The following is an 11,274-nucleotide window of genomic DNA, read 5'->3' on the forward strand; positions in this document are numbered from 1 at the left end:
CGATCGTAGGTGTGACTCGTGGGCCACAACGCCCGCCAAGGTTGCTCCGGGTGAGCGAGAATGCCCCCATGCCACAGCTCCGACTCGCCCTCGCCCAGGTCAACGCCTGTGTCGGCGACCTGGCGGGCAACACCGAACTCGTCGTCGAGTGGTCCCGCAAGGCCGTGGAGGCGGGCGCCCACCTCGCGGTCTTCCCCGAGATGGCGCTGACCGGGTACCCGGTCGAGGACCTGGCGCTGCGCGTGTCGTTCGCGGAGGCGTCCAAACAGGCCCTGACCGCGCTCGCCACCAGGCTGGACGACGCGGGGTGCGGTGAGCTGGCGGTGTTCGTCGGCTACCTCGACCGCGACGAGCGCGGCATGCGCAACTCCGCCGCAGTGCTCTACCGGGGTGAAGTGGTGGCCCGGCAGCACAAGCACCACCTGCCGAACTACGGCGTGTTCGACGAGCGGCGGTACTTCACGCCCGGCGACTCGCTGGACGTCGTGCGCGTGCACGGCGTCGAGGTCGGCATGGTGATCTGCGAGGACCTGTGGCAGGACGGCGGGCCGATCGCCGCGCTCGGTGAGGCGGGCGTGGACCTGGTGGTCTCGCCGAACGCGTCGCCGTACGAGCGGAAGAAGGACGACGCCCGGTTGCCGTTGGTGGCGCGGCGCGCGGTCGAGGCGGGTGCGCCGCTGGCGTACGTGAACCTGATCGGCGGGCAGGACGAGCTGGTGTTCGACGGCGACACGATGGTGGTCGGCGCGGACGGTTCGCTGATCACGCGTGCGCCGCAGTTCGTGGAGCACCTGGTCGTGCTGGACCTGGACCTCCTCGGAGGTTCGCCCCGCACGGAAGGTAGTTACGGCGGGTTTATGGTCCACCGCCGATCCTTGACCCATGACCCACTCCCGGCCTACGACCCGCTGCCCGTGCCGCAGCCCGCCGAGCCGCTGTCCGACGAGGCAGAGGTGTGGCACGCGCTCGTCACCGGGCTGCGCGACTACGTCCACAAGAACGGCTTCCGCTCGGTCGTTCTCGGGCTGTCGGGCGGTATCGACTCGGCGGTGGTGGCCGCGTTGTCGGTGGACGCCCTCGGCGCCGACCACGTGTACGGCGTGTCCATGCCCTCGGTGTACTCGTCGGACCACTCGAAGTCCGACGCCTACGACCTGGCTCAGCGCACCGGCTGCCACTACTCGGAGCAGCCGATCGCGGACATGGTCGGCGTCTTCGTGGACCAGCTCGGGCTGACCGGGTTGGCGGAGGAGAACGTCCAGGCGCGGTGCCGGGGCGTCACGTTGATGGGGTTGTCGAACCAGCACGGCCACCTGGTGCTGGCCACCGGCAACAAGACCGAGCTGGCCGTCGGCTACTCGACCATCTACGGCGACGCGGTCGGCGGGTTCGCGCCGATCAAGGACGTGCTCAAGACGCTGGTGTGGGACTTGGCGCGGTGGCGCAACGCGGAGGCCGAGAAGCTCGGCGAGCTGCCGCCGATCCCGGAGAACTCGATCAGCAAGCCGCCGTCCGCCGAACTGCGCCCCGGCCAGGTCGACACCGACTCGCTGCCGGACTACGAACTGCTCGACTCGGTGCTGGACGACTACGTGGAGGGGGACAAGGGCTACCGCGACCTGATCGCGATGGGGTTCTCGCACGAGCTGGTCGACAAGGTGCTGCGCATGGTCGACAAGGCCGAGTACAAGCGCCGCCAGTACCCACCGGGCACCAAGATCACGTTCAAGGCGTTCGGCCGCGACCGCCGGCTCCCGATCACCAGCGGCTGGCGCGAGGGCTGATGGAGCCCTCTCGTGGTCGCGGCCGGCGTCTGGGCCGTGTTCACCTGGTCACGTGGTCTGGAGGCGGTGGGCGAAACCGGTCGACCGGACGCTCGCCGTCGCGGTGGCCGTCGCCGCCCTGGGCGCGGGCGTGATCGGGTTCTCGGTCAAAGCCGTCTGTGACGCCGCCGCCCGCGGGAGCCGACGCCGCCCGGGCGACTACAGGCCCCACCGCTCGGGTCGGTGCGGGTCCGTGCGTCGGCGGCGGTCAGGCGGTGGCCGTCGTCCCGGTGGGGGTGGCCGCCGCCCTGGTCCGTGGTTCGCGGCCCATGCCGACCGCGCCCGCGATGGCCAAGGCCCCGAAGACGATCAGCACGACCGCGAGCAGCCAGGCCAACGCGATCAGGCTCGCCACCGGCCACACCAGCACCACGATCCCGCCGATCGCGGTGACGACGCCGGAGAGCACCGCCCACCCGCTCGTGCCGACACCGTGGAAGACCTCGGCGACCCCGCCCACGACCCAGGTCGCGCCGAGCAGCAGCGCCAGCACCGCGATGGTCTGGAACGGCGCCCGCAGGCACAGGATGCCCGCGACCAGCGCCAACAACCCGGCCACCGCGAGCAGCCACCGCTGCCGTCCCAGCGCGTCCGCGGTGAACGAGCCGACGAGCCAGAACACGCCGGTGACCAGCATCTGCAAGCCGAACAGCACGGCCGCCGTGAGCAGCGTGAGCCCCGGCCACAGCAACACCGCCAGCCCGATCAGCAGCGTGATCACGCCGAAGGTGATCCACAACGTCCGCCCGTGCCCGGCACGCGGCTCGGCCCGTCCAGCCTGACCGGCCTGACCAGCGGTGTTCGCATCGGGATGTGTCATGCGGCCATCGTCCGTCGACCCGACCGCCCCCGCAGGGCCGCGGTTCACTCGTCCGAGTGGTTCGTCTCCATCGGAGAACCGGCCCGCGGCAGCAGCAACGACACCACCGCACCGACCCCGCAGATCACCGCCGTGATCCAGAAGATCTCGTGGTACTCGGTCAGCAGCGCCGCCGTCAGCGCCTCCCGGTAGGCCTCCGCCTTCTCGGCGAACTCCTCCGGCGTCATCCCGAACGGCAGCGGAGTGTCCAGGTCGGCCGTCAGCTCCCGGAACCGGTGCAGCCCCCAAGCCGACAACCCGGCCACGCCCACCAGCATCCCGGTCATCCGCGCCACCACCACGGCCGCCGAAGCGACACCGTGCTGCGCCGCCGGCACGACCCGCAGCACCGCCGCCGACACCGGCGCGATCACCAGCCCCAACCCGAACCCGGCCACCGCCAGGTCCCGCCCCACCACGAACGACGTCACCGTGGCCGGCCACTGCGCGATCAACGCGTACGCCCCGCCGGCCACCACCAATCCCACGAACGAGACCCACCGGTCACCCAACCGGGTCCGTGCCGCCAACCACCCGCCGACCAGCGCACCCACCGGCAACGCGATCAGGAACCGCGCCAGCATCCCCGCCGCCGCGGCCGAGTCACGCCCCAGCACGGTCTGCGCGAACAGCTCCACGTCCACCAACGTCACCATCAACGCCGCACCGGCCGCCAACGACACACCCAGCGACGCCAGGAACGGCCTCATGGCCACCCCCGCCGGGTCCAGCAGCCGCACCGACGACCGCCGCTCCCACAGCACGAACGCCACGAACACCACCGCCGACGCACCCAACGCCGGCCACCCCCACGACGGCAGCACCGACCGTGCCGGATCGGGGTTGTACAGGGCCACCACCAGCAGCGACAGCGCCAACGCCAGCAAACCGCCACCGACGAAGTCGATCCGCACCGACGACCGGACCGACCGCGGCACGGTCACCTGCACGACCGCCATCGCGATCGCGGCCAGCGGCAGGTTCACCCAGAACACCCACCGCCAGCTCTGCGGCTCCACGGACTCGAAGAACGACCAGGCGTTGAACAACGACGCCAACCCGACCCCGTACAGCGTGCCCAGCACACTGCCCAACTCCTGCGCCGCGCCCACCACGCCCAACGCGGACGCACGCCGTTCCGCCGCCCACAGGTCCGCGACCAACGCCATCGTCACCGGCAGCAACGCCCCACCGGCCAGCCCCTGCACGACCCGCCCGGCCACCAGCAGCGGCAGGTCACCCGCCAACGCCGTCACCGCCGAGCCGACCGCGAACCCGACCAGGCACAGGTGCAGCACCAACCGCCGTCCGAACCGGTCCGACAGCTGACCCAGCAACGGCATCCCGGCCACGTACCCGAGCAGGTACCCGGTCACCACGGGCGTCGCGCGTTCCAGGTGGTTCACCGGGATGCCCAGGTCACGCACCATGTCCACGAGCACGCCGACGACCACGTACGCGTCCAGCGCACCCAGCAGCACCGCCGTCGCACCGGCGCCGATCGCCAGCCGACGCGCCCTGGCCGTGCTCACCGCCGAATCACCCACGGCAGTGCTCACGCGGGCGGCGAAACGGTGAGGGGCTTGTTGAAGTCGGACAGCTCGATCGTCACCTTCGCCCCGCTCGGCAACGTGAACAGCGCCTTCTGCAGCCGCTCGTCCTTCAGCGAGAACTCCGAGGCGACGTCGGCGTCGATACCCGGCACCAGCCCCGCCACCACGTCCTTCGGCACCGTCGCCTGGACCACCGCCACGCCGTCGTCGCTCGACACGGTCTTGGCGTCACGCGCGTCCGCCAGCACCCGTGCCACGCCCTTGTCCGGGTCCAGGATCGCGGTCGGGTCGTACACCTGGCCCGCCAGCGCCGCGGGCAGCTTGGTGTACCCACCGGTCGGCCCCTTGAAGTGCAGGTCCTGCCCGACCAGCACGTACTCGACCTCGATCAGCTGGCCGAACTGCTCGACCTTCGCCCGGCCCTGCGACTCGCCGGCCGCGTTCAGGTCGCCCTCGGCGTCCTTCACGGTCACGCCGGGCAGCTCGCCGTCGACCTTGATCGTGAAGTGCGTGCTGGTCACCGACTTCATCCCCGCGGACGCCTTGGCGAGCAGGTCCGGCCCGTCCGGCAGCGAACCGCCGCCACCACCGGACGACGTGCAGCCCGCCACGAGTGCGAGCACGAGCGACCCGATCAGGGCGCGACGAGGGAGCATGGGTGCATCGTAGATCCAGCCGCCACACGGCACGGCGAAACGCGGCTGCGAGGCCGTGACCTGCGCGTTCGCGTCGGCCTGGCAAACGGCGCAGCACGTTCGGCCGAGTCGGCAACGCGCGGTTAACCGGTCTTACCTAGGCTTCGTGTCATGAACCGCCAGCAGGAGTTCGTGCTCCGCACCCTAGAGGAACGCGACATCCGGTTCGTCCGGCTCTGGTTCACCGACGTCCTGGGCTTCCTCAAGTCGGTGGCGATCGCGCCCGCGGAGCTCGAAGGTGCCTTCAGCGAGGGCATCGGCTTCGACGGCTCCGCCATCGAGGGCTTCGCCCGCGTGTACGAGTCGGACATGGTGGCCAAGCCGGACCCGTCGACGTTCCAGGTGCTGCCGTGGCAGACCCCGGACAAGAGCCACTACTCGGCGCGGATGTTCTGCGACATCGCCATGCCGGACGGTTCGCCGTCGTGGGCCGACCCGCGGCACGTGCTGCGCCGCGCCCTGGCCAAGGCCAGTGAGGCGGGCTTCACCTGCTACGTGCACCCCGAGATGGAGTTCTTCCTGCTCAAGGGGTTGCCGGACGACGGGAGCGAGCCCGTCCCGGCGGACAACGGCGGTTTCTTCGACCAGACCAGCCACGAGACCGCGACCCACTTCCGCCGTCACGCCATCGAGGCGCTGGAGGCGATGGGCATCTCGGTCGAGTTCAGCCACCACGAGGGCGCGCCCGGCCAGCAGGAGATCGACCTGCGCTACGCCGACGCCCTGACCATGGCCGACAACGTGATGACGTTCCGGTACGTGATCAAGGAAGTCGCGCTCACGCAGGGCGTGCGGGCCTCGTTCATGCCGAAGCCGTTCACCGACCAGCCCGGCAGCGGCATGCACACGCACGTCAGCCTGTTCGAGGGCGACCGCAACGCGTTCTACGACGCCGAGGACCCGTACCAGCTGTCCGACACCGGCAAGATGTTCGTCGCCGGGCTGTTGAAGCACGCCCGGGAGATCTCCGGCGTGACCAACCAGTGGGTGAACTCCTACAAGCGCCTGATCGTGGGTGGCGAGGCGCCGACGGCCGTGTGCTGGGGCCACGCGAACCGGTCCGCGCTGGTGCGCGTGCCGATGTACTCACCGGGCAAGTCGTCGTCGCGGCGGGTCGAGATCCGCTCGCTCGACTCGGCCTGCAACCCGTACCTGGCGTACGCGGTGATCCTGGCGGCGGGGCTCAAGGGCATCGAGAAGGGCTACGAGCTGCCGCCGCCCGCCGAGGACGACGTGTGGTCGCTGACCGACCGCGAGCGGCGTGCCGCCGGGTACGACAACCTGCCGCAGAACCTCGGCGAGGCGTTGACCGAGATGGAGAACTCCGAACTGCTCCCCGAAGCGCTGGGTGAGCACGTGTACGACTTCTTCCTGCGCAACAAGCGGGCCGAGTGGGACGGCTACCGCCGCAGCGTGACGCCGTACGAGCTGCGCAACCTGTTGCCGGTCCTGTGAGGGAGACACCCGTGCGGGTGGTCCACACCGGGCACTCGGAGAAGCTAGGTTTGCAGACCGTGACCGAGGTGCCCGCGCGTTCGGAATCCCGTCCCACGTTCATCGCCTGCACGGTGGCGACCGCCGCCGAACTGCCCGCGGTGAAGGTGCTGTCCAGCTCGTTCCTGGCCAACCACCCCCAGGCCAGGTTCATGGCGCTGGTGGTGGACGCCCAGCCGGAGAACTCCGGTCCGGGCTTGGTCACCCCCGCCGACCTGGGGATGAGCCGGGACGAGCTGGCCGAGTTGGCGACCGGCTGCACGGCGTCGCAGCTGTGCGGCGTGCTGCGGCCGACGTTGCTGGAACAGCTGCTCGGCCAGGGCGTCCCGGTGCTGTACCTGGACCCGTGGGTGCAGGTCCTGAACCCGTTGACCGACCTGGTCGAGGCCGCCGTCCGCCGCGGCCCGCTGGTCCTGCTGCCGAGGGCGCTGCGACCGCTGCCCGACGACGGCCTGCGCCCCACGCCGACCGAACTGCTCGAAACGGGCGTCTTCGACCCCGGTTTCCTGCTGGTGGCGCCGGGTGCCGAGCCGTTCCTGCGTTCTCTGGGCGAGCAACTGCGCCGCACGCCGGACGCCACCAAGGCCGTGCTCGACATGGCACCCGCACTGGTGAACCTGCACGTGCTGCGTGACGCGACGGTCGGCCTGTCGGTGTGGAACGCGGCCCAACGCGACCTCCACCGCCGCCCGGACGGCATGTTGACGACGCTCGGCGAGCCGGTCCGCAGCGTCCACTTCGCCGGCTTCGACCCCCACCGCCCCTGGCTGCTGTCCGCGGACTTCGCCGACCGCCCCCGGGTCCTGCTCTCGGAGCACCCGGAACTGGCCGACCTCTGCACGACGTACCGCGCGGAACTGGTGCGCAGGGGCCACACGGCCCAGCGGGTCCGCTACGGCTTCGGCCAGCTCACTGACGGCACCCAGATCCCGGACGAACTGCGCACGGACTACCGCGAGGCCGCCAGAACCCACCCAGGCTCCGCCTTCAGCGCAGCAGGCCGACCCACCCCAACCGAGCCCGTCCCCCCGATTGGCCAGGTTGCCCCGCCCGCCCCAACCACCCCAACCGAACCGCTCACCTCAACCGGTCAGGTCGCCCAGGCCGAGCCGGTCACCCCGACCGAGCCGGTCAACCTGACCGCTCAGGTCACCCCGAGCGAGCCGGTCGCCCCGGCTGAGCGGCCCAACTTGACCGGTCAGCTTGATCCAGCCGACCCGGCCGCCCAGACGGAGCCGGTCAACCTGAACGGTCAGGTCACCAGGGTCGGGCCAGTCCTCCCAGCCGAGCCGGTCAACCTGACCGATCAGGTTGCCCCAGCCGACCCAGTCGTTCCGGTGGAGCCGGTCAACTTGGACGGTCAGGTTGCCCAGGTCGGGCCGGTTGTCTCAGCCGAGCGGGTCAACTTGAGGGGCCAGGTTGAACCAGCCGAGGCAGCTCCGATCGCCGAGGCCGCGTCGATCAGCGACGCCGAGCCCGCTGCCGACGCCGGATCTGCGGAGCCTGCCGCCGCCGACGCCGGATCTGCGGAGCTTGCCGCCGCCGACGCCCAGACCGCGGAGCTTGCCGCCGCCGACGCCCAGACCGCGGAGCTTGCCGCCGAGGCCGAGCCCCTCGCGGAGGCCGACCGACCGACACCCGCGTCCGGGCAGGCCGAGCCCACCACCACCGGCACCGAATCGACCACCGCTGCGGCACCCGCCATCAACGGCACTCCTCTCCCCGCTACCGGCGGCGAGCCCACGAGCCCTGTCGCCGCGCCTCCCGCCGTTGCCGCACCTCCCGCCGTTGCCGCACCCCCAGCGCGAACCACCCCACCGCCGGCCTTCGGGCCGGACGGCGGAGCGGGCTTTGTCGCCTGGGCCAGTGAACCCGCGCCCGACCTCCCCGGCAGCACGCGCTGGGCCGCCGCCCTCTGGCGTTCCGACGAAGCCCTCCGCACCCAGTTCCCCGACCCGTTCGGCGCGGACGGTGCGGCTTTCCGCGATTGGTGCGCGAGCGTCGGCGTGGCCGCGGGCCGGTTGCCGGTCGACGCCGTACCCCGCCCCCGCGCCGAAGCACCCGTCCTGCACGACCAGCTCGGCGTCTCCGTCCTCGGCACCGGCCCGATCGCCGAACTCGTCCACGCCGCCGCCCGCGCCTCCGGCCTGCCGACCTCCACCACCGCCGGCTACCCGGTCGTGATCCGCGTCGGCACCACCGAACGAGTCCCGGACAGCCGTTTCGTCGTCGACTACCTCCTCGACGACGACCAGCCGACCGACGCCGCCGAACTCTGGGTCCCCTCCGAGACGACCCGCGCCACCCTCGAACGCCCCGGCGGCCCGACCGTCCGCGTCGTCCCGCTCCCGGTCCCGGAAGCCGAAGCCCGCACTCCCGAATCACACGAAGGCGTGATCTTCGGCGCCCTCGCCGACCACGCCGTCGACCGCGCGGGCAACGTGCTGGGCGCCGTCTCCGCATTCCTCTCCGCCTTCCCCGACCGCAACGACGTCACGTTGCGCATCGAGGTCACCCACGCGGACGCGCACCCCGAAGCCGCCGAACGACTGCGCCTCGCCACCGCCGCCGACCCGCGCGTCGAGCTGGTCGACGCGCTCGGCGACGTCGACTGCCTCGTCCACCTGCACCGGAGCGGCGCGTGCGACCGGATCGCGCAGACCCTCGCCCGGCACGCCGCCGACGCCACGCCGATCCTGACCTCCGACCACGGCGCGGTCGCCGAGCTGTTCGACCGGGCCGCGGTGATCTTCGTGCCGTGCCGCCAAGGCGTCGAACCCGACGTCCAGGCCGCCGCCAAGCTCATGCGCGCCCTCGCGGAGGACCTGAAGACGGCCGTCGCGATCGGCATCAAGGGCCGCGACCACGTCCGCGCCACCCGTGACGTCACCAAGATCGGCGAAGTCCTCCGCGAACGCGTCGAGCACGCCTACCGCGGCTGGCGCGCACGCCGGGCCAAGCCCGCGCCGACCGTCGACCCGCTCAAGGCACTGCACGCCGCCAAGCACGCCCTGCTGCGCCAACCCGACGTCGGCACGGCCAGCCGCACGCCCATGGCGCCGCAGCTGCGCAAGGTGGTCCTGCGCGTCCTCGACCACTACGACAACCACATGCGCGACGTGCTCACGTCCCTGGTCGACGGGGTCGAGCGCACGGTCTCCGAGCTGGTCCGCCGCCAGGACGACATCTCCACCGGCGTCGGCCTCGGCGAGCTGGAGGTGCTGCGCGCCGAGCTGGAGCAGCACGCCGAGCACCAGGGCCACCTCGCCGACCAGCTCGTCGGCGTCGACGACGGCGTCGTCCGCGTCCGCGCCGACATGGCCGGCCAAGGGCGGCGGCTGCGCGAGATCGAGGACACCGTCGTCGCCGAGGCCGCCAAGCGCGCCAAGCAGAACGACGTCCTGGCCCAGCGCATCGACAAGCTCGCCGTCGCCCTCGAACGCACCCTCGACCGGATCGACTCGCTGGAGTCGAAGGTCGTCGACGCGCTGCGGGAGCGTGACGCGAAGCTCGACGCGAGCGTGCGCGCCGCCAACCAGGCCCAGCAGACCGCCGACGCCCTGCGCCGCGTGGTGGTGCGCGAGCACGAACGGCACAGCGAGGCCGTGCCGCGCAGCTCGCTCGTGCTGACCGACGTCGGCCTGCTGCGCCTGCCGTCTGACGACGCGTTCATGCTCCCGATGCTGTCCAGCAACGGGGTGTGGGAGACGGACCTGTCGGAGCTGATCGACTCGGTGGTCGAGCCGGACGGCATCTTCCTCGACGTCGGCGCGTACGTCGGTTACCAGACCGTGCGCATGCTCAGCCGGTTCGGCACGGGTGGCGCGGTGGTCGCGGTCGAGCCGTGCCCGACCTCGCGGGCGCTGTTGCGGCACAACGTCGACGTCAACCTGCCCGAACGGGTGGCGCAACAGCTCGTCCTGGTCGACGCCGCCGCGTGGGAGAGCACCGGCGAACTGGCCAGCCAACCGTCGTTGACGGGCGGGGTGTCGGTGGCGCCGCTGCCGGAGGGCGCCGGGGACGACGTGCCCCGCGTGCGTGCGGCCAGGCTCGACAAGGAGCTGGAGGCCGTGCCGTCGTTGCAGGGTCGGAAGCTGTCCGTCGTCCGGGTGGACGCGCCCGGTCGTGGTCACCGTGCGTTGGCCGGACTGGTACGCCTGCTGCGTCGGGATCGCCCGCACGTGTTCCTGGAGTTCTCCGCCTCGGCGACGGAGGGTTTCGGCGACGATCCGGTCACGGTCTTGAAGGAGTTCCGCATCTGGGGCTACGACCTGGTGCCGGTGGCCACCCGCGAACCGGCGTCACCGGAGCAGATCGTGGCCGCGATGCAGGGCATGCGGACCATCTCGCTGTGGCTGCGACCGCGTCCCGTGGCGCCGAAGGGGCCGGGTCCGCAGGTCGCCAGGCCTGCCCGCACCGCGCCCGCAGGCCGCTGACCAGGCGATTTGACACCGACGATGGTCATGAGTAACTTTTACCGAGTCGCCAGCAAGAACCTCGGAACGAGCGGTTGACACCGCGAATCGGGCTGAGTAGACTACTGCGGCGTCAAGCTCCCAGAAACGAATAAGCAGCACAACGTGCTGCCTCCGCTCTGGAAACTGATACAAATTGAATGCGAAGCGAGTTCAGCGCGGAGCCGAGAAGCCGAAACCGGCCGATTTGACACCGCGAAAACGAGCGAGCTAAGCTTCAACCAGAACGAAACACAAAGCCCCGGAATGAACCGCGGTAAGACGCGGGACAAGATGGTGAGCGCGTGTTCTTTGAGAACTCAACAGCGTGCCGAATAGCCAGTAAATTTATGAACCTCGTCAAGAGGTTTCCTTTGAGATTGTTACTGGACAACT

The 11,274-nt window shown here is 71.0% G+C and carries 6 protein-coding genes; 3 read left to right on the forward strand and 3 right to left on the reverse strand.

Translation table 11 applies throughout. The annotated features are described in order from the left end of the window. Positions 1–68 precede the first annotated feature (68 nt). Complete coding sequence (locus B0I31_RS23615) at positions 69–1,784, forward strand: NAD+ synthase (RefSeq protein ID WP_106617512.1); 1,716 nt, start codon at positions 69–71, stop codon at positions 1,782–1,784. 247 nt (positions 1,785–2,031) lie between these two features. Here the strand turns inward: B0I31_RS23615 and B0I31_RS23620 are convergent, their stop codons facing one another. The 3 genes from B0I31_RS23620 to B0I31_RS23630 are packed head-to-tail and all read right to left on the reverse strand — an operon-like array spanning position 2,032 to position 4,891. Beyond that, entirely contained in the window at positions 2,032–2,643 is a 612-nt protein-coding gene (locus B0I31_RS23620) for an HdeD family acid-resistance protein (RefSeq protein ID WP_106617513.1), read from the reverse strand. Positions 2,644–2,687: 44 nt separating this feature from the next. Beyond that, positions 2,688–4,241 (reverse strand): MFS transporter, encoded by a 1,554-nt coding sequence (locus B0I31_RS23625; protein WP_245950280.1) that lies wholly within the window; start codon positions 4,239–4,241, stop codon positions 2,688–2,690. Further along, positions 4,238–4,891: an LppX_LprAFG lipoprotein gene (locus B0I31_RS23630; RefSeq protein WP_106617514.1), complete on the reverse strand. Its 654-nt coding sequence runs from the start codon at positions 4,889–4,891 to the stop codon at positions 4,238–4,240. Before B0I31_RS23630 ends, B0I31_RS23625 begins: the two co-directional genes overlap by 4 nt. 150 nt (positions 4,892–5,041) lie before the next feature. On the opposite strand from B0I31_RS23630, the gene B0I31_RS23635 reads away from it, so the two are divergent. Then, positions 5,042–6,385 carry a glutamine synthetase family protein gene (locus B0I31_RS23635; RefSeq protein ID WP_106617515.1) on the forward strand — a complete coding sequence of 448 codons (1,344 nt, stop codon included), beginning with the start codon at positions 5,042–5,044 and terminating at the stop codon, positions 6,383–6,385. An 11-nt stretch (positions 6,386–6,396) separates the two neighbouring features. Beyond that, on the forward strand, positions 6,397–10,860 hold the full coding sequence (locus B0I31_RS23640; RefSeq protein ID WP_106617516.1) for an FkbM family methyltransferase: 4,464 nt from the start codon (positions 6,397–6,399) through the stop codon (positions 10,858–10,860). Positions 10,861–11,274 lie beyond the last annotated feature (414 nt).

Source organism: Saccharothrix carnea (assembly GCF_003014735.1).
GTDB classification, from domain to species: Bacteria; Actinomycetota; Actinomycetes; order Mycobacteriales; family Pseudonocardiaceae; genus Actinosynnema; species Actinosynnema carneum.

Coding starts and splice junctions, on each gene's coding strand:
- B0I31_RS23615 (WP_106617512.1), top strand. CDS start 69: ATGCCACAGCTCCGACTCGCCCTCGCCCAGGTCAACGCCTGTGTCGGC.
- B0I31_RS23620 (WP_106617513.1), bottom strand. CDS start 2,643: ATGACACATCCCGATGCGAACACCGCTGGTCAGGCCGGTCAGGCTGGA.
- B0I31_RS23630 (WP_106617514.1), bottom strand. CDS start 4,891: ATGCTCCCTCGTCGCGCCCTGATCGGGTCGCTCGTGCTCGCACTCGTG.
- B0I31_RS23635 (WP_106617515.1), top strand. CDS start 5,042: ATGAACCGCCAGCAGGAGTTCGTGCTCCGCACCCTAGAGGAACGCGAC.